This window comes from Litorimonas sp. WD9-15, from assembly GCF_050271975.1.
Lineage (GTDB): Bacteria > Pseudomonadota > Alphaproteobacteria > Caulobacterales > Maricaulaceae > Litorimonas.
Map to the genome: position 1 here is coordinate 1,218,324 of NZ_CP189850.1, position 18,724 is coordinate 1,237,047.

The following is an 18,724-nucleotide window of genomic DNA, read 5'->3' on the forward strand; positions in this document are numbered from 1 at the left end:
TAATTAAATCTCGCCATTGCGGAGACGTTCGGCGAGATTTTCACTGTTCCGGTAAGCCAGCGCCATAATATGCAGCGTTGGATTTTTATGGGGGTTTGTCGGCAGGACGCCCCCATCCATGACGTAAAGATTGTCCACATCCCAACATTGGCCGAACGGATTACAAACAGTCGCGTCGGGGTCTGTCCCCATCCGTGTCGTGCCGACTTCATGCACCATTCCGCCGGGTTTGCTGATCTCGTCTTTCGGTGCGCCGAGGCCGGAGACGACCTCGCCGCCCGCCCGTTCGATAATGGTTGAGAATGTCTCCTGCATATGTTCGATCTGATTATATTCGTAATCAGACCACTCGAAGGAAAAGCGCAGGACGGGATAGCCCCATTTATTCTTCATCTCGGAATCTAACGCGCAATAGGACTTTTCATTCGCGACCATCTCCCCACGCCCGTCCAGATAGACAAAGCTACCCCAATGGCGGCGGATGTCGTCGCGCAGTCCCGCGCCAAAGGCCAAGCCGTTCCGGTCGGAATATTGCTGCATGGCATTGAGCTCCGGCGCGTCGCGGAAGCCCTGTCCGACTTCGATATGATAGCCACGCGGGAAATCCATGACGCCTTTTTTCTGCGCTTCATATCCCCACCACGGCATATAGACGTGGTCCATATTCGCGCCAAACTCGTCATAGCGTGGACGGTTTTCCAAGCTTGCAAACTTCCCCGTCACGCGCACGGCTGGTGTATCGGTCAGGTTGCGACCGACTTGCCCGGAGTTGTTGGCCAGCCCGTCTTTTGAACCGGCCTTACCAGAGGTCAGCAGGATTTGCGCCGTTGCGCAGGCACTCGCGGCGAGGACGACGGCCCGCGCTTTTATGCGACCCTCCACGCCCGTCTGCGTGTCGACAAAGGTCACGCCCGTCGCCTTACCATCTGCACCCGTTTCCACCGTGCAGACCTTGGCCCGCGTCACGATGGTCAGTTTGCCCGTCTTATCCGCCAACGGGATGAGGGAGGTCGAGCTGGAAAACGCCGCGCCAATGGAACAGCCGCGCATACAGGGCGTCGCATAAAAACAGGCCAAGCGGTCACCGAGGTTCCGCGTTAGAATAGCATTATGACGCTGGAAAGCGGGCACGCCGACTTTCCGCGCAGACGCCATCATGAGAAGCTCATAGGCGCGGGGCGCGATAGCGGGTTGGAGAATATCCTCCGGCGTTCCGGGATGATTAAACATCCCCGTATTCACGCCGCTAATCCCGACCACGGCTTCTGTCGCGTCATAATAGGGTTTCATCTCGTCATATGCGACAGGCCAATTGGGGGAGAGACCGTCGAGGTCGCCCTGAATAAAATCATATGGCCCCATGCGTGGACTGTGGCGCGCATAATGGTTTGTGCGGCCGCCCACCACTTGCGCGCGATACCATGAGAAATCCACGCCTTCATCCGACGTATAAGGTTGGTCCGGCAGCCACGTGCCGCAAATGCCATTATCGAAATAACCCCAATTTTTATCCGGTGTCCCAATCGCGCGCAGTGGCGCTTCGTCATTGCGTTGGAACATCGGGATGTCTTCGGGGGCTTGGTTCGGGCCTTGTTCGACGAGGCAGACTTTCACGCCCAATGCGGTCAAACGGTAAGCCGCCATACCACCCCCGCCGCCGGACCCTACGACAACAACATCATAGTCTTCATTCACGACATTAGTCATTTGGGCTCATCCCCCGTGAAGGCATAGGATGTGTCATAGGGCGGAGGTCCCACGGGCAGATCCTCCCACTCCAAATCCAATGACAAAATAAGGTCGCGCATATGATCCAGCGCCTCTCCCGTCGGGCCGGGATAATCCCCTGTCAGCGGTTGCGCCGCGACATGGCCCAAATCGACTTCACCTTCCGGCGTCGTGTAATAGGCCCCAATCGTCAGCTCACGCAGGTTCTTATACATCCAGGCGGGCTGGGTCAGGGGCCCGCTCTCGCGCGAGGATTCGCTCATCATGGTCAGAATTTCAGTGGCCTGTGCGTCCGATAGGTCCAGCCACTTAGTTTTGAACATCAACTCCGCTTGTGCATCTAACCACGCAAAGCCGTGATGCACCGTCCGCCGCGTATCCGTCATCCAAGGGTAGGGCGCGGAGACCCAGTCATCAAAGAATTCCGCTATCCCTACGTCCGACGGCGCGGGGGCCGTTTCTGTTGCTGGCAGGATGAGATCGGCGAATTTCTCCAATTGCCGCTTATGTTGATTGGATAGAATTTTCGGCCACGGCCCGACTTCTCCGATCTCAAAATAATCGGGGAATTGACCGTAACCCGCATGGTCGACTTCAGGTACTGCTATGTTAGACGGCCAAGGTGCAATCCCATCTACCGCCGCAGTCTTGGTCGACTTTGGCGCGCAGCCACTCACTACGGAAAGCGCCGCAGCCATCTGCAACATCCGCCTGCGTGATATTTTGATTGCGCGTCGTGGAGGTCTACCAATGGGTAATAGTGTCAAAAGGTCCCCTTCCAATCCGCCCGCGCCATTCAGGCTTGATGGGCATTCTATCGGGAAGACTAGGCGAGAGAATTAAAAATGACAAGGTTGTCATTTCTTGATTTATGATTGTTTCAAGCTTTGGGGAACCTAAGGTGGGATACGGCGTTACGAATATGCCCAAACATTCCATAAGGGGGATATATAATATGGCAGACAATTCAGGAGGCGGAAAAGGCCTCTATCTTATCGTAGGTGGCCTTGTGGTTGCCGTGGCCGTTCTGGCCTATTTCCTGTTCGCGCCGAGTGAGCAACCGGATTTGGCCATCGACCTCGATGACGGTATCAAAATCGAAACGAACTAATTCAAAGAAAAACCCGCCTCGAGGCGGGTTTTTTATTCTATTCTGCCGCGTCTTGTAACGGGACATCCAGACGAGTCAGCATTTCCTTCGGAATGACCTGCCAGAACTTACCCCGTGCGAAATCCCATTCCGCCAGAATCTTCTTCGAAAACTCTGAACCTGTCTGGCTCGCATGTTTGCGGATCAAGTCTTTGCACTGTTCCTCATAGAACTCCGAACCGAACCGCTGCCACACGACGCTGTCCGGATTGACGGCTTTTTCGAATGCGTCTTCCTCGTCATAGAGATAGGCCATGCCACCCGTCATGCCCGCGCCGAAATTATCGCCGACAGAACCGAGTACGACGACTGTGCCGCCCGTCATATATTCGCAGCCATTGGTGCCGAGTCCTTCGACCACGGCGTCTGCACCTGAATTTCGAACAGCGAAACGTTCCCCCGCGCGACCTGCCGCCATGAGCGTCCCTTTGGTCGCGCCGTAGAGACAGGTATTGCCAACAATGGCGGAGACATGCGGATCAATCGGCGTACGGCCCTGCGGCGAGACGATAATCTCCGCGCCTGACAGACCCTTGCCGACATAATCATTGGCATCACCGTCCACGACGAGGCGCAGACCGTGCATCCCGAAGGCGCCGAGAGATTGTCCTGCACTGCCGCGCAGACGCACAGTCAAATGTCCGGCGGGCAAGCCTTCCGCGCCAAATTTCTGATAAATATGGCTGGAGGTCCGCGTCCCAACCGCACGGTGCACATTCTGTACGGCGTAAGTCAGATAGGTTTTCTCGCCGCGCTCAAAGAGTTGTTTGGCATCCGCCACAATCTGTGGGTCGAGCGTATCAGGAACCGCGACGCGACCCTCACGACTATCCATCACACGCAGGCTGTCGACCTGCGCGAGAACAGGGTTGAGATCAAGATCATCGAGATTTTCCGCGCCGCGGCTGACCTGTGCCAACAGATCTGTGCGGCCAATAATTTCATCCAGAGTCTCAAAGCCCATCTGCGCGAGAATTTCGCGCACATCTTCGGCAATGAAGGTCATCAGATTGATGACTTTCTCCGGCGTGCCCGTGAATTTCTCACGCAGGGCAGGGTCCTGCACGCAGACCCCAACGGGGCAGGTGTTAGAGTGGCACTGCCGCACCATGATACAGCCCATCGCGACGAGCGAGAGCGTCCCGATACCGTATTCTTCCGCGCCGAGCAGCGCAGCTATCACGATGTCACGGCCCGTCTTCAACCCACCATCGGTGCGGAGCGTAACTTTGTCTCGTAGGTTATTGAGCGTCAGAACCTGATGTGCCTCTGATAGGCCAAGCTCCCAAGGAATACCCGCATATTTAAGCGACGTATTGGGTGACGCACCCGTCCCGCCATTATGACCGGCGATCAGGATTGTGTCAGCTTTCGCTTTTGCCACACCCGCCGCAATTGTCCCGACGCCGGAACTGGCGACGAGTTTGACCGCGACGCGGGCCGTTGGATTAATCTGTTTGAGATCGTAAATTAATTGCGCCAGATCTTCGATGGAATAAATATCGTGATGCGGCGGGGGTGAGATGAGCGTCACACCCGGAGTCGCATTGCGGAATTTCGCGATGAGTTCCGTGACTTTAAAGCCGGGCAATTGCCCGCCTTCGCCGGGCTTGGCACCTTGGGCGACCTTGATTTCAATCTCGCGACATTGGTTTAAATATTCCGCATTGACGCCGAAACGCCCTGACGCAATCTGCTTCACGGCAGAGTTCATATTGTCGCCATTGGGCAGTGGAATATAACGCGACCGGTCTTCGCCGCCTTCGCCGGAAACCGATTTTGCGCCGATGCGGTTCATGGCAATATTCAATGTGCCGTGGGCTTCCGGCGATAGCGCCCCCAGCGACATGCCCGGCGTGCAGAAGCGACGGCGGATTTCATTCACCGATTGAATGCGGCTCATGGGGAGGGCGTCTTCTGCGGGTTTAATGTCCAGCAGATCGCGGATTTGAATCGGGGCTTGGCCGTTCACGACTTTCGCATATTTACGATAAAGTTCGTAATCCTCCCGAGTCGTCGCTTCCTGCAACATGTGGATCATCTCGGCCTGATAGGCATGACGTTCACCCTTGGCCCGTACGCGGTAGAGACCACCGACAGGCAGGCGCACGACGTTGGAATCATAGGCGCGTTCATGCGCGTCGAGAATTTTTATCTCCAGACCCGCAAGTCCGATGCCGGAAATACGGGATTTCATGCCCGGGAAATTTTCACCGACAAGCGCGCGGGAGAGGCCGAGCGCTTCAAAATTATTCCCACCGCGATAGGAGGAGATGACCGAAATGCCGATTTTGGAAATGATCTTCAGCAGACCGCCTTCGATGGCTTTCTTATATTGTGCGACGGCTTCATCTGTCGACATATCCAGCAGGCCGCGACGGACACGGTCCGAGAGCAAATCCTGCGCCATATAGGCGTTGACCGCCGTTGCGCCTGCCCCAATCAGAACGGCGAAATAATGTGTGTCGAGACATTCAGCAGAACGCACGATGATGGAGCACGAGGAGCGCAGCCCTTGTTCAACAAGATGCGTTTGAACAGCCCCGACGCAGAGGATCATGGGCGCGGCGGCTTTGCCCTCAGATGTGAACTCATCAGACAATACAATATTCTCAGCGCCCGCTTTCACGGCGTCTTCGGCCTCGGATTTGATCCGCGCGAGCATGGCTTTCAGCGTTCGCCCGCCCGGTTTGCGCAGGGCGGCTTCGGGGTCAAAGGTACAGTCGATGACTTTGACTTTCTTTTTCCCGACCAGTTTGACGAAACGCTCATACATGCCCGTCGTCATGACGGGACTGTCGAGGACGAGCATTTCCTTCGTCTGCGTGCCGGCCTCGGCGAGGATATTGCGAAGATTGCGGAACCGCGTCTTCAAGCCCATAACGCGGGTTTCGCGAAGCGGGTCAATCGGCGGGTTCGTGACCTGACTGAAATTCTGACGGAAATAATGCGACAGCGGGCGATAGATATCGGACAGCACGGCCAGCGGCGTGTCATCGCCCATAGAGCCAATCGATTCCTTACCCGTTTCGGCCATGGGCGAGAGAATGAGTTCCAGATCTTCCAGCGTTTGACCGCAGGACATTTGACGCCGCGCGAGCTCTTCGCCTTTGAGGGTGATCGCTTCCGGGCCGGCCAGTTTTTCGTCCAAATCAATCGATTTTTCGAGCCATTTTTTATACGGCTTTTTATTCGCCAATTCGTCGATGATTTCCGTGGAATTATAGAAACGGCCTTCTTCCAGATCGACGGCAATCATCCGGCCCGGCTTCAACGCGCCGCGCTGCACAATGTCGGCTTCGTCCATCGGGCACATGCCCGTCTCTGACCCGACGGCGAGGATACCGTTAGAAGACAGGGAATACCGCAGGGGGCGCAGACCGTTGCGGTCCAGACCCGCCATGACCCAACGCCCGTCATAGGCGGCGAGGGCGGCAGGACCGTCCCATGGTTCCATCACGGCGTTGCAATATTCATAAAGCGAGCGCCAAGACTCCGGCATGAGGTCGCCACGTTTGGAATAGGCTTCGGGCACCAGGAGTGTTTTCGCCATGGGCGCTGTTCGGCCCGCCCGGACGAGGAGTTCGAACACAGCGTCCAGCGCGGCAGAATCAGAACTGCCTTTTTGAATGACGGGTTTGACGTCTTCCGCCCGGTCAGAAAAGGCAGAACTCGCCATCTTGATCTCGTGGCTTTTCATCAGATTCACATTGGCTTTTAGCGTATTGATTTCGCCATTATGGGCCAACATGCGGAAGGGCTGCGCGAGTTGCCAGGACGGGAACGTATTGGTCGAGAAGCGCTGATGATAAATCGCCGCGCGGGAGATAAAGCGCTCATCCTTCAGGTCAGGATAGAAATTATCAATGTCCTCCGCGAGGAACATGCCCTTGTAAATAATGGTCTGAACGGAAAGCGAGCAAACATAGAAGCTCGGGATGGCGGCCTCGATCACGCGTTTTTCGATCCGGCGACGGACGATATAAAGCTCGCGCTCCAACGTATTGCCTTTGCGGCCTTTCGGGTCGCGGAACATGACCTGTTCAATCGCGGGACGGGTCGCGCGGGCTTTGTCGCCGATGATGGAGACATCGATCGGCACTTGCCGCCAGCCATAGATATAGAAGCCTTCTTTGAGGAGTTCCGTTTCCACGATGGTCCGCGCGGCTTCCTGCGCGTTGAAATCCGTGCGTGGCAGGAAGATCATCCCGACGGCGATTTTCACGTTGGACGGTTTGTGACCCGTGCGTTCGACCTGCGCGCGGAAAAATTTCTGTGGAATATCGAGGCGGATCCCCGCGCCGTCACCGGTCTTGCCGTCCGCGTCCACCGCCCCGCGATGCCAGACATTTTTCAGCGCCTGAATGGATTTCTCCACGACATCCCGGCGGGGTGAGCCGTCGACAGAGGCGACGAGTCCAACGCCGCAATTGGCGTGTTCATCGGCAGGGTCATAGGCATTCGCGTCTATCAACGCGTCGCGTTTTGCTTCGTAATCGGTGAGCCAATTTGTCATGAGTTATCTGCTTCTTTTTGAGCGGCTTTTTCCATTCGCTCCATGAATTCCTGAATGACCTGCGCTTCGGTCTTGTGCGGCGCGTCGGTCGGCACAGTGTAATAATCGGGCGCGCTATCCGTGAAGATGTGAGAGTCGAGTGTGATTCCGGACGTGTCATCCAACGCGCCGAGGCTCACGCCCATACTCTCAGGCTGGCTCTGCAAACGCCACGCAATGGACGCGCCGCAGGCCGTGCAAAATCCGCGCTCGCCATGGTCCGACCCGCGATACCAAGCCAGCGTGTCAGTCTTATCCAATGTCACGCCGCCCTTGAACTGCACCGCGAAATAGGGACCACCGCCGCCCTGACGCCGGCACATGGAACAGTGGCAGGCATCGGCTTCTTTGACCTCGCCATGGGTCGTGAAACTCACGCCCCCGCAGAGGCATTGTCCGGTGCGTTCGGTCACTCTGCCGCCTCCAACATCTCGGCCCGCTCCAACCCGCGTAAATATTTGTGCATATGCGCGGCGGCATCGCGCCCTTCGCGGATGGCCCAAACGACGAGGCTCGCCCCGCGGACGATATCTCCCGCGGCGTAAACGCCCGGAAGGTTCGTCTCAAAGGTCAGCGGGTTCACACGCAAGGTGCCCCAGCGCGTGACGGTGAGTTGCGGGGACAGGACTTTCATATCCTCCGGCGTGAAGCCGAGCGCTTTAATCACGAGATCCGCGTCGACATCGAATTCTTCGCCTGTTGTTTCGGGCGATTGACGCCCCGACGCATCTTTTGGGCCGAGGCGCATCCGGTCTGTGCGGACTTTCGTCGCGCGACCATTCTCGTCATGGACAGCTTTGGGCGAGGCGAGCCATTCAAATGTCACGCCTTCTTCCTGCGCATTGGCGGTTTCGCGGCGGGAGCCGGGCATATTGGCGTGGTCGCGGCGATAGAGGCAGGTCACGGACTCCGCGCCCTGGCGCACGGCGGTCCGGACGCAATCCATGGCCGTGTCGCCGCCGCCAATGACAACAACTTTCTTACCCTTGGCAGGTTCAGCGCCGACATCATCACCGAGGCCGCGTTTGTTTGAATCGATCAGAAAGTCGAGGGCGGGGGAGACCCCGTCCGCACCTGCGCCCGGCACTGTCAGGTCCCGCGCCGCATAGACGCCCGTGGAAATCAGGACAGCCTGGTGTTTCTCGCGTAATTTCTCGAAACTGATATCCGTGCCGACATCGCAATTCAGGACAAATTCAATTCCGCCTTCTTCGAGCCGTTTCACGCGCCGGGCGACGATGGATTTATCCAATTTAAAATTCGGGATGCCGTATACGAGCAAACCACCCGCACGGTCATGACGGTCATAGACGGTCACTTGCCAGCCCTGCTCGCGCATCTGCTCTGCCGTCGCGAGGCCTGCCGGACCCGCGCCGATAATACCCACAGACAGAGCCCGTTCGCGACGCGGTTTGATCGGTTTGATCCAGCCTTCCTGCCACGCGGTATCAGAGAGATAACGCTCGACCGAGCCGATTGTGACCGTGCCATGACCGGATTGTTCAATGACGCAGGACCCTTCGCAAAGACGGTCCTGTGGGCAGATTCGGCCGCAAATCTCCGGCATATTATTGGTCGCGTTGGACACTTCCCAAGCCTCTTCCGTCCGGCCCTCGGCGGTGAGTTTCAGCCAGTCGGGGATGTTATTTTCGAGCGGACAGTGATTTTGACAAAACGGCACGCCGCATTGTGAACAGCGCGAAGACTGCTCCTGCGCCTTTTGGTCAATGTAATCGCCGTAAATTTCCAGAAAATCCTCGTTCCGAACATCGGCCTCCCGCTTTTCCGGCATATCGCGCGGCGTCGTCACGAATTGCAGCATTTGACGCTTTTCGAGCGGCGGATTGGTTGTGGTGCGTTTGGCCATGGTGGCAGGTCCTTTAAATCAGACCTGCCCTATAGAGAGAGAATCGGAGTTCCGCAAGATGCGACAATTTGTCAAGTTGGGGTATAATTTTAAAAATAAAGTGGGTGTAAAGTTCTGAAATAAAATGTTTTATTGGTATTTGTTCATAATTTTCCTATTTTTGAAAAATGTATTTTTATCATAATTTTAGATTATCCACGTTTATGAGAAACTTAATCCTCGCTATCGCGACTGTAACAATTCCCGAAACCACATAGCTCTGTCACCCCGCACCAGCCCGCAGGGCGCAGATGCGGGGCCAAACGTTTTCAGGGCCTTAGCTTGGGTTTGCAGACGACAGGTCCCGCATCTCCGCTTCGCTACGCGCGGGATGACAGTAGGAGAATTGACAGAAGGTTTGGTGACCAACCCGCATTTATGAAGAGAATGATCCCCACTTATCGAACCTATGTCATATTCAAGCTGTTCTTTCAGACACGGGACAGATTAGCGCTTTCTGATCGGTCTGAAGGACGGTGGGGTTGAGCAGCTTGGATTTAAGCCCCAAGCCTGTGCCGGACCTATCACTGTTCGAGAGCCGACCGGCAGGTCGGGCCTTACGTATTGTATTTACAACACAATTCGTTTGGTCAGGCACTGACTCCGGGGGCATAATACGGGCCGTCGTGATATAAACCACCGCCGCAGGGTCACACCCGCGTAAAATAAAACTAAACTTTCGGTACTCCGTCGCGAGTGCTGACCCTGCGGGCTGTCCCGCTTATCATTAGACTGCCCCGCCGCACGCGCAGATCGTCGGTCGCAGCTTCCGCACGCCTGTGAACTGTTACGCGTCATTAACCCTGTTTCCCTAAGGCTCTCCCATGACGTGGCTCCAACTGATTCTCATTGCCCTGATACAGGGTCTGACGGAATTTCTTCCGATCAGTTCGTCTGCCCATCTCATTCTTCTGCCGCAAATTCTGGAGTGGCAGGATCAGGGACCATTGATTGACGTCATGGCGCATTTCGGGTCCCTCTTCGCGGTGCTGGCTTATTTCCGAAAAGATGTTGTCGATATTTTGAAAGGGGTCGGGGACCTTCTGCAGCGCAAGTTGAATGTGAATTCCGCGCTGGCCTTGAACCTCATCCTCTCCACGCCGCCCGCACTTCTTCTGGGCTTCACGCTCTCGGTCACGGAGTTGGACGAGGCTATTCGGTCTCCCCTCATCATCGCGATGACGACGATTGTTTTTGGCGTGTTGCTATGGCTCTCAGATGTCACGGCGAAAGAGGATAAGCCCGTTTCTGATCTGACATGGCGCGGAGCGGTTGGTCTTGGTCTCGCACAATCCCTCGCGCTCATTCCGGGCACATCGCGGTCCGGCATTACGATGACGGCAGGGCGGGCTCTGGGATTGTCACGCGAAGCCGCCGCACGGTTTTCGATGTTGATGAGCTTGCCGATCATCGGGGCAGGCGGCCTCTATGCGACGCTGAAATTATTCTCTGCCGAGGCGGGCGAGCAAACCGCTACCTTGGCGAACGGCCTCGTCGTCGCGGGTCTGTCCTTCGTGGCCGCCTATGCCTGTATCGCGCTGTTTATGAAATGGGTCGGGCGGATTGGGTTCCTGCCCTTCATGCTCTACCGTCTCGCGCTTGGCGCAGGATTACTCCTCTGGATTTTCGCGGGATGATGAAATTGTAATGCGCGACCCAATTGTCCCGAAATTAAACGATGGCTAGAGCCCGATGGTGAAAATGCTTCTCTCATTCGTTCTGGCGCTCAGTCTTCCGGCGGCTGCCATCGCGCAGAGCGCGGTGCAAACCGGATTGCCGCTGCCCGCCGCTCCGACAAAAACCGTGTCCAAACTCGACGTGGAAGAACTCGACCGTCGCGCGTCGCTGCTCATGCAGCAACTCGAGATGACGGGCATGGCCATGGCCATTGTCGAAGACGGGAAAACTGTTTTCGCCAAAGGCTATGGCGAAGAACTGCGCGATAGCGGGATGTTCGTCACGGAAGATACGGTCTTCCGCTGGGCGTCCGTGTCCAAAGGCGTTGCGGCGAATACGCTGCTCTCCCTCGTCGAAGACGGCGACATTACGCTGGCGGACATGGCCGAGGATTTGGCCCCGTCACTGGACCTGCCCGGCGAAGAAAAACAGGTGAACCTCGTCCATCTGCTCTCCCATCAAACGGGCATCGTCCGCAATGCCTATGATGACCGGATTGAGGGCGGGAAGGCGGCGAAACCGACGCGGACTTCGCTCGGGAAATTGGGCATACTTTGCGAACCCGGAACCTGTCACACCTACCAGAATGTCGCCTATGACGCGGCGGCGGAAATTATCGAAGGCAAGACGGGCTTGCCCTATAAAACCGTCGTACAGGAACGCGTCTTCGATCCGCTCGGGATGGACACGGCGTCAATGACGTTGGAAGGACTAACCCGCAATAAACGTTGGGCGCGGCCGCATGGACGGTTTGGAAAGAAGATTAGTTCGGTCAAACCAACCTATTACCGCGTCCCGGCGGCGGCGGGCGTGAATTCCTCCGTCAAAGATCTCGCTAAATGGATGACCGCCCAATTCCCGGAAAGCGGACAAATCCCGTTGGAACGGTTGGACGCCATGCAGACTCCGGTGATTTCCACGCGGGGGGAACAGCGCTTTCTCAATCGGCGGTTCGGCGATTTGAAACAGGCCCATTACGGCCTCGGCTGGCGCGTCTATGATTTCCACGGGCACAAGATTGTGGGCCATCGCGGCGGCGTCGATGGGTACCGCTCGCTCGTCCTGTTTGATCCTGAGGCGAAGGCGGGCATCGCGCTAATGTGGAATTCGCCCCACACGCGGCCTATTGGATTGCAGATGGAATTTCTCGACCAATTGCACGGCCAACCGAAAAAGGACTGGCTGCGCCTTAATGAAGGGCGGCTTTAACGGTCTCGATAATTCGGTCCTGCGTCGCGACGTCCAGATAGGGATGCATAGGCAGGCTGATCGCGCGAAGCCGCGCCGCATCCGTGACCGCCATCCCGCCCGCGCCCGTCGGGTAATCGGCATAGGCGGTCTGGCGGTGAATGGGTTTCGGGTAATAACGCGGGGCGGGAATCCCGACCTCGCCTAATGCAGCTTGCAGGGCGTCAGGCTCGTCGGTCTCAATCGTGTAGATCGCCCAAATTGGACGGACGCCGTCCATCACCTGCGGGACCTGCACATATTGCGCGAGGCCCGCATTATAGCGGTCTGCGACCCGATTGCGGGCGGCGATTTCGTCCTCAAAGACGGAGAGCTTGGACAGAAGAATAGCCGCCTGCATCGTGTCTAAACGGGAGTTCAAACCGATGCGGACATTGTCATATTTATCCGTGCCGGAACCATGCATCCGCAGCGAGCGGAGCGTATCGGCGAGTTCCGCGTCATCGGTAAAAATCGCGCCACCATCACCGTAACAGCCCAGAGGCTTGGCGGGGAAAAAACTGGTCGTCGCGGCATCGGCCCAGTGGATGGGATGCTGGCCGTTCAGGGTCGAGCCAAAGCCCTGCGCGGAATCGGCGAGGAGTTTCAGGCCGTGTTCGCGGACAATTGGGGTGAGGGTATCATAGTCTGCGCATTGTCCGAACAGGTCGACACTCATAACAACTTTCGGGGTCAGATCCGACGGACAACCCTCAATCGCGGCGCGCAAACTCGCGGGGTCCATATTGTAAGTCAGCGGATCGACATCGACGAAAACCGGCGTCGCGCGCAATAGGGCAATCGCTTCCGCACTGGCGCAATAGCTCCAACTCGGAACGAAAACTGCGTCGCCCGCACTCACGCCCCACGCCTTGAGCGGCAGGATGAGCGCATCGGTGCCGTTCGCGCAGGAGACGGTCTCCGCAGCGCCGCAATAGGTCGCGAGTGCCGCTTCGAGTTCCTTGACTTCATCACCGAGGATATAGCGATTATGATTCAGGACCGTCTGAATTCGCGCATCAATATCGGATTTCAGCCGTGCATATTGTGCGGCCAAATCGATAAACGGGACAGGGGCATGTTTATTCGGGCGTTCCATATCCGCCTTGTGCCAATGGCGGACGGAAAGGCAAGTGAGAAAGGTCTAACCTTTCGTCACACGGCGTTACGCTTAGTCGCGGAGCAACTCATTCACGCCCGTCTTGGCGCGTGTCTTGGCGTCGACCGTTTTGACAATCACGGCACAGGCTAGCGAGTGGCTGCCATCCTTGGACGGGAGTGTCCCCGGCACGACAACGGAATAGGCCGGGACTTCGCCATAGGAAATCTCGCCTGTCGCGCGGTTATAGATCTTTGTCGACTGGCTGAGGAAGACGCCCATAGCGAGGACTGCGCCTTCGCGGACGATGACGCCTTCGACGACTTCGGACCGCGCGCCAATAAAGCAATTATCCTCAATAATCGTCGGGTTGGCTTGCAGCGGTTCCAGCACGCCGCCAATACCAACACCGCCGGACAGATGAACATTCTCGCCGATCTGTGCGCAAGACCCAACCGTCGCCCACGTATCGACCATTGTACCGGACCCGACGCGCGCGCCGATATTGACATAAGACGGCATCAACACCGCATTCGGCGCAATATAGCTGCCGCGACGGACTGTGGCGGGCGGGACGACGCGGAAGGCGGCATCTGCAAAATCGCGCTCGGTCCAGCCTTCGAATTTGGACGGAACCTTATCGTAGAAATGCCCGTCCTGCGGACCGCCCGTCATCATGGCATTCGGGTGCAGGCGGAAGCCGAGCAGCACGGCCTTCTTCAGCCATTGATGAACAACCCAATCCCCATTGCCGGATTTCTCGGCCACGCGGAGTGCGCCATTATCCAGACCCGCAATTGCCGCCTCGACGGCATCACGCGTTTCGCCCGTTGTCTCGGGAGAGAGCGACGCGCGGTCCTCCCATGAGGCGTTAATCGTGGTTTCGAGCGAAGTGATGGTCATATCGGAATCCTGTTTGGGAAAGCGCGCGCAACATAGGGCGACCCCCTGCCGCGTCAAGCCACTGTTTAGGGCGTTGTGAGGACTGTGCCGGAGGCCAGATAAATATCATCATAGCGCACACCGCCATTGCCATAAGGCGCACGCTTTGGCCCCGTATTGGAGATTGCCACAAATCCCGTCAGTGGCTCACCACGGCCGATGCGAAATTTTGCACCTGTGAAGACTTGTGTGACCTCGGCAAACTCTCCGCCACGCAGATAGAGGTCATAAGTTTGGCCATCGTCTTCCGAGGCTGCATTATTGATCACACCCCACATCTCGTACCAGAGACCAGATTCCAAGGGTTTGGCGCTTTGGCCTGTCGCGGGATTGATGATTTTGGAATAGGTCTTCTCCCCGGTCAGGACCATCAATGTTCCGTCATTTTTCGTCCCGTCACTTTCCGCCTTATCCGTGATGCGGAACATGGGTTCGAACGCGTCATAGCCAAGTTCCTCAATCGCGGACGCGGTCTGATTGGTCAGCCCGAAAGAATGATTATTTGGAAAGCGTTCGACATTAAATCTCAGGTAAAGCGTCGCGACCTCACCTATTTCAATGGGGCGAGGGAGATCACGGCGTCCGATCGCTTTGCGGTTCCCGACCACCCCGTCGGCGGCGGGTTTACGTAACATGAAGCGATTGCCATTGGCGGATTTGATTTCGCTGATTTGCGGGTCGGAAATGAAAGGATCGGTTTGATTGTCGACATCCAAGCGGGCCCACGCCGTCATGGCACCCGGTCGCTCGAAGTCGTCAACCAAAACCCAATTTGAATCCGTACAGGCTGTCAGAATGAAAGCCGAGATAAGCGCAAGCCAAACCCTCATTTCGTGCGCTCCGCCATCAAATGCAGGGCTTCTAGAAATCTCGAACGGTCGCGTTGCGTGAAAGCGGCAGGACCGCCAATATTAGGTTGTTCTGCCCCCGCCCGTAGGTCCGCCATAATCGCACGGACGGCGATCTGACTGCCGATTGTGTCAGTCGTCATGGGTTTGCCCGTCGGAGCCAGGACGCGGGCGTTTGATTTCAAAACACGCTCCGCCAGCAGGATGTCGGATGTGATGACAATGTCATTCGGCTTAACTGTCTCCGCAATGTAATCATCTGCGGCATCAAAACTGTCATCGACCAGTTTGAATGTCATATCCTTCGGCGTGCGGATATAAGAATTGGAGACGACGGTGACGGGAATGTTGTGACGCCGCGCGACGGTATAAGTCTCCTCCCGCACGGGACAGGCATCGGCGTCAATATAGATGTGAAGGTTCATAGGATGGACTTAAGTCGGATGATCGCCTCACGCAAATGTGTATCCTTCTTCATTCTGAGAGTGATAGGGGCGAGGCATGAAAATCAAGTCTTTTATTCTTCCAATCTTCGCCCTCATCCTGTCCGCCTGTTCCGGTGGAAGCGGAGGGGGTGGCGAGAGTGTCTTCGAACCTGCCGTGGATTATACCGTCTTCCCCATGATAGAAAATTGCGCGGAAGAAAATGTGCGCGAGGTCAAATATCACGCCTGTCGTAATTCCCGCGATATTTATGAGGCGGCTTTGGCATCGGCCAAAGCCAAGAACCAGCCGCTCATGGTGACATTCGGATTCAATACCTGTCCCTATTGCGCTGTATTGGAAGCCGAGATTTATGATCCAAAAAATCCAGTGACGTCCGAAGATGTGACGCAATATCTCTCAGGAGAGGCCGCAGCAGAATTTGGTGACCGGAAAATCTCGACTGTGCGTCTACACGCCCGCTCTGAACATGGATTGAAATTAGCCAATGATCTCGGCGTCACCCGTATGGCACGGGCGCGGGGATGGCACCGTGTTTGGTCACCCTTCGTCGTCATGGTCAATCCGGAGACGGGCGCGATGGCGTCTGAGAGCCTTTGGGAAGCGAAGGAAATCCATTGTGATTACGCTGCAAACCTCGCCGTCAATTTAGAAAATATACGCTATGTCGACCGCGGGACGCCACAGCTCCGTCGCGCCCGGTGCCCGAAAACCTAGACTGGCTTTCACTGGACCTGCGGTCTAAGCCGCAATATGTCCACAACCGCCCCAGATGAAGACCGCTTCGCCGCCTTTCGGCATAGCGCGTTTCAGCGCTATTTCTGGGCGCGGTTCCTGACGGCGACGGCGACACAGATTGTTGCGACGGCTGTTGGGTTTCAACTCTGGACGCTGACCAAGGATGCGTGGTTGCTGGGTCTGATTGGTCTCGTGCAATTTCTGCCCGCGCTCATTCTTGTTCTCGTGACGGGTTTGGCGGCTGACAGATATGGCCGCCGAAAAGTCATGGGCTTGGCAATTCTGTTAAAGATGACCTGCGCGATAGGCATTCTCACGCTGTCTGTGACGGAGCAATTCCTGCCCGTTCTCGTCCTCAGCGCTCTGATGCTCTTCGGCGTTGCCCGTGCATTTCACACGCCGGCTTCCAGTTCGCTCGTCGTCAATGTGGTCCCGCGCAAAGATTTCGCCAATGCTGTGGGGTGGATTACCTCCAGCTGGCAGCTCGCCTCCATCGTCGGGCCAGCCATTGGCGGTGTGCTCTATTATCTCTCCGCGACGCTCGCCTATTCGTCAGCTGTCGCAATTTTCGCGACCTCGGCCACGCTGATTTTCTCACTCGAAAAACCCAATCAGGAAATGGAAACCGCGCCAACGAATTGGCAGACATTGGTCGGCGGATTTCAATATATTTGGAAAGAGAAGATCGTGCTCGGCGCGATCTCACTGGACCTCTTTGCTATTCTTCTGGGTGGCGCTGTCGCTCTTTTGCCAATCTATGCTGAAGATATTTTGAATGTGGGCGCGATCGGAAATGGCTTTCTGCGTGCTGCGCCCGGAATCGGCGCGCTTGTCATGGTCGCGATTCTCATCCGCTTTCCGGTGCGCGACCATGCGGGGACAATTCTTCTACTTTCCGTGGCAGGCTTCGGTGCCGCGACGGCTGTTTTCGGTGTGTCCAAACTCGCGTGGCTCTCCATTCTCGCGCTCGCCTTGCTCGGCGCATTTGACATGGTCAGCGTTTATATCCGCGAGATTATGATCCAGCTTTGGACGCCGGACAGGGTGCGCGGTCGGGTCAATGCGGTGAACGCGATCTTCCTCGGCGCGAGCAATGAACTGGGCGAGTTTCGCGCGGGCGCGATGGCGGCCGTTTACGGGGCAGTTTTTACCGTTGCCGCAGGGGGGGTCGCAGCTGTTGGCGTTGCGGGCGCATGGCGGTTTCTATTTCCGAAAATGTCAAAGACGCGCAAATTGGAAGCGCCGGAATTACAGGATTAATCGAGCATTTCTGCGACCCAATCCGGCACTAACTGTGTGGCAGGTCCAAGGCGGCTTTCCGCGAACATGGCTGAGCCTTGCGAAGGCTCCAGATTCAATTCCAATGTCTTCGCACGGTAGGCATGGGCGAGTTGGACAAAGCCTGCCGCCGGATAGACGGCACCCGACGTCCCGATGGACACGAACAGGTCGCAGGCTTTGACGGCGCGTTCGATTGAATTCATGGCGTAAGGCATTTCCCCGAACCAGACGATATCGGGGCGCGGCCCGCCCGCCGTCTGACAGGCCGGGCAAATCGACGTGATGGACAGGTCTTCGCGGTACTCCCAGCGATGCCCGCAGGCGGAACAGAGCGCGGAATTTAATTCACCGTGCATATGAATGACGTTCCGGAACCCGCCGCGCTCATGGAGGTCATCGACATTCTGCGTGATCAGCGTCACCTCGCCATCAAATTCATCCTGTAACCGTCCCAATGCGAGATGCGCTGCATTCGGCTCCACCTTTTTCAACGCCGCCCGCCGTAGATTATAGAAGCGGTGGACGAGGACCGGGTCTGCGGCAAAGGCCTGCGGCGTCGCGACCTGTTCAATCGGATGGTTCTCCCACAACCCGCCTGCGTCGCGAAATGTATCAATCCCGCTTTCCGCTGAAATGCCTGCGCCTGTCAGGATGACGATATGTTTTGGATGTGCCATAGGCCCCTATGCCATCTGTTCTCTTCGTTTGTCTCGGAAATATTTGTCGGTCCCCCACAGCGGAGGCCGTCTTTCGGACAAAAGCTGCGGGAACCGATATTATCATAGACAGCGCTGGTACGGGCGCGTGGCATGCGGGCGAGGGGCCTGACCCGCGCAGCCGGGCTGAGGGAGAAAGCCGGGGTTACAGTTTTGCGGGACAAGCCGCGCGTAAAGTCCGGCGCAGCGATTTCACGGAATTTGATTACATCCTCGCTATGGATGCGGCGAACTTGCGGGATCTTGCCGAGATCGCGCCCCAGCATATGACGGCAAAACTCTCATTGTTTCTCCCCGACGGGCAGGATGTGCCCGACCCTTATTACGGCGGACCGGACGGGTTCCGGGATGTTGTTGATCTCATTGAAGGCGCAGCAGATCACTGGCTGTCAATTATTTCCGCAGACTCATAA

Annotated in this window: 16 protein-coding genes; 6 read left to right on the top strand and 10 right to left on the bottom strand. The window is 56.7% G+C overall.

Annotation, left to right across the window (positions count from 1 at the left end; genetic code table 11):
* Positions 1-3: 3 nt before the first annotated feature.
* Positions 4-1,707 carry a GMC oxidoreductase gene (locus tag ACP9M6_RS05625; protein WP_427454275.1) on the bottom strand — a complete coding sequence of 568 codons (1,704 nt, stop codon included), beginning with the start codon at positions 1,705-1,707 and terminating at the stop codon, positions 4-6.
* Entirely contained in the window at positions 1,704-2,426 is a 723-nt protein-coding gene (locus tag ACP9M6_RS05630; protein ID WP_427454277.1) for a gluconate 2-dehydrogenase subunit 3 family protein, read from the bottom strand. Before ACP9M6_RS05630 ends, ACP9M6_RS05625 begins: the two co-directional genes overlap by 4 nt.
* A 257-nt stretch (positions 2,427-2,683) precedes the next feature.
* On the opposite strand from ACP9M6_RS05630, the gene ACP9M6_RS05635 reads away from it, so the two are divergent.
* Positions 2,684-2,839, top strand: coding sequence for a hypothetical protein (locus ACP9M6_RS05635; protein WP_427454279.1), 156 nt, complete (start codon positions 2,684-2,686; stop codon positions 2,837-2,839).
* A 37-nt stretch (positions 2,840-2,876) separates the two neighbouring features.
* On the opposite strand, the gene gltB is transcribed toward ACP9M6_RS05635, so the two are convergent.
* The 3 genes from gltB to ACP9M6_RS05650 are packed head-to-tail and all read right to left on the bottom strand — an operon-like array spanning position 2,877 to position 9,300.
* Positions 2,877-7,394, bottom strand: coding sequence for a glutamate synthase large subunit (gltB, locus tag ACP9M6_RS05640; RefSeq protein ID WP_427454281.1), 4,518 nt, complete (start codon positions 7,392-7,394; stop codon positions 2,877-2,879).
* Positions 7,391-7,846, bottom strand: coding sequence for a GFA family protein (locus ACP9M6_RS05645; protein ID WP_427454283.1), 456 nt, complete (start codon positions 7,844-7,846; stop codon positions 7,391-7,393). Before ACP9M6_RS05645 ends, gltB begins: the two co-directional genes overlap by 4 nt.
* Positions 7,843-9,300, bottom strand: coding sequence for an NAD(P)-dependent oxidoreductase (locus tag ACP9M6_RS05650; RefSeq protein WP_427454284.1), 1,458 nt, complete (start codon positions 9,298-9,300; stop codon positions 7,843-7,845). Before ACP9M6_RS05650 ends, ACP9M6_RS05645 begins: the two co-directional genes overlap by 4 nt.
* Positions 9,301-10,163: 863 nt before the next feature.
* Between ACP9M6_RS05650 and ACP9M6_RS05655 the strand changes: the two genes are divergently transcribed.
* Both ACP9M6_RS05655 and ACP9M6_RS05660 read left to right on the top strand, forming a co-directional pair.
* Complete coding sequence (locus tag ACP9M6_RS05655; protein WP_427454287.1) at positions 10,164-10,976, top strand: undecaprenyl-diphosphate phosphatase; 813 nt, start codon at positions 10,164-10,166, stop codon at positions 10,974-10,976.
* Between the two features lie 64 nt (positions 10,977-11,040).
* The gene (locus ACP9M6_RS05660) at positions 11,041-12,225 is read left to right on the top strand and encodes a serine hydrolase domain-containing protein (RefSeq protein ID WP_427454292.1); all 1,185 of its coding nucleotides are present in this window, start codon (positions 11,041-11,043) and stop codon (positions 12,223-12,225) included.
* On the opposite strand, the gene ACP9M6_RS05665 is transcribed toward ACP9M6_RS05660, so the two are convergent.
* The 4 genes from ACP9M6_RS05665 to ACP9M6_RS05680 all read right to left on the bottom strand — a co-directional run bounded on the left by ACP9M6_RS05665 (position 12,206) and on the right by ACP9M6_RS05680 (position 15,557).
* Positions 12,206-13,342 carry a DegT/DnrJ/EryC1/StrS family aminotransferase gene (locus ACP9M6_RS05665; RefSeq protein ID WP_427454294.1) on the bottom strand — a complete coding sequence of 379 codons (1,137 nt, stop codon included), beginning with the start codon at positions 13,340-13,342 and terminating at the stop codon, positions 12,206-12,208. The two genes, ACP9M6_RS05660 and ACP9M6_RS05665, sit on opposite strands and share 20 nt — an antisense overlap.
* A 72-nt stretch (positions 13,343-13,414) precedes the next feature.
* Complete coding sequence (dapD, locus tag ACP9M6_RS05670; RefSeq protein ID WP_427454296.1) at positions 13,415-14,245, bottom strand: 2,3,4,5-tetrahydropyridine-2,6-dicarboxylate N-succinyltransferase; 831 nt, start codon at positions 14,243-14,245, stop codon at positions 13,415-13,417.
* 65 nt (positions 14,246-14,310) lie between these two features.
* Positions 14,311-15,114: a hypothetical protein gene (locus ACP9M6_RS05675; protein ID WP_427454298.1), complete on the bottom strand. Its 804-nt coding sequence runs from the start codon at positions 15,112-15,114 to the stop codon at positions 14,311-14,313.
* Positions 15,111-15,557: a YaiI/YqxD family protein gene (locus ACP9M6_RS05680; protein ID WP_427454300.1), complete on the bottom strand. Its 447-nt coding sequence runs from the start codon at positions 15,555-15,557 to the stop codon at positions 15,111-15,113. Before ACP9M6_RS05680 ends, ACP9M6_RS05675 begins: the two co-directional genes overlap by 4 nt.
* A 76-nt stretch (positions 15,558-15,633) precedes the next feature.
* Between ACP9M6_RS05680 and ACP9M6_RS05685 the strand changes: the two genes are divergently transcribed.
* A complete protein-coding gene (locus ACP9M6_RS05685; RefSeq protein ID WP_427454301.1) occupies positions 15,634-16,293 on the top strand; it encodes a thioredoxin family protein in 660 nt (219 codons plus the stop codon).
* Positions 16,294-16,329: 36 nt separating this feature from the next.
* The gene (locus ACP9M6_RS05690) at positions 16,330-17,574 is read left to right on the top strand and encodes an MFS transporter (RefSeq protein ID WP_427454303.1); all 1,245 of its coding nucleotides are present in this window, start codon (positions 16,330-16,332) and stop codon (positions 17,572-17,574) included.
* Here the strand turns inward: ACP9M6_RS05690 and ACP9M6_RS05695 are convergent.
* Entirely contained in the window at positions 17,571-18,272 is a 702-nt protein-coding gene (locus ACP9M6_RS05695; protein WP_427454305.1) for an NAD-dependent deacylase, read from the bottom strand. The two genes, ACP9M6_RS05690 and ACP9M6_RS05695, sit on opposite strands and share 4 nt — an antisense overlap.
* Positions 18,273-18,280: 8 nt before the next feature.
* Here ACP9M6_RS05695 and ACP9M6_RS05700 point away from each other — a divergent pair, with 8 nt between their 5' ends.
* The gene (locus ACP9M6_RS05700; protein WP_427454306.1) at positions 18,281-18,724 is read left to right on the top strand and encodes a low molecular weight protein-tyrosine-phosphatase; all 444 of its coding nucleotides are present in this window, start codon (positions 18,281-18,283) and stop codon (positions 18,722-18,724) included.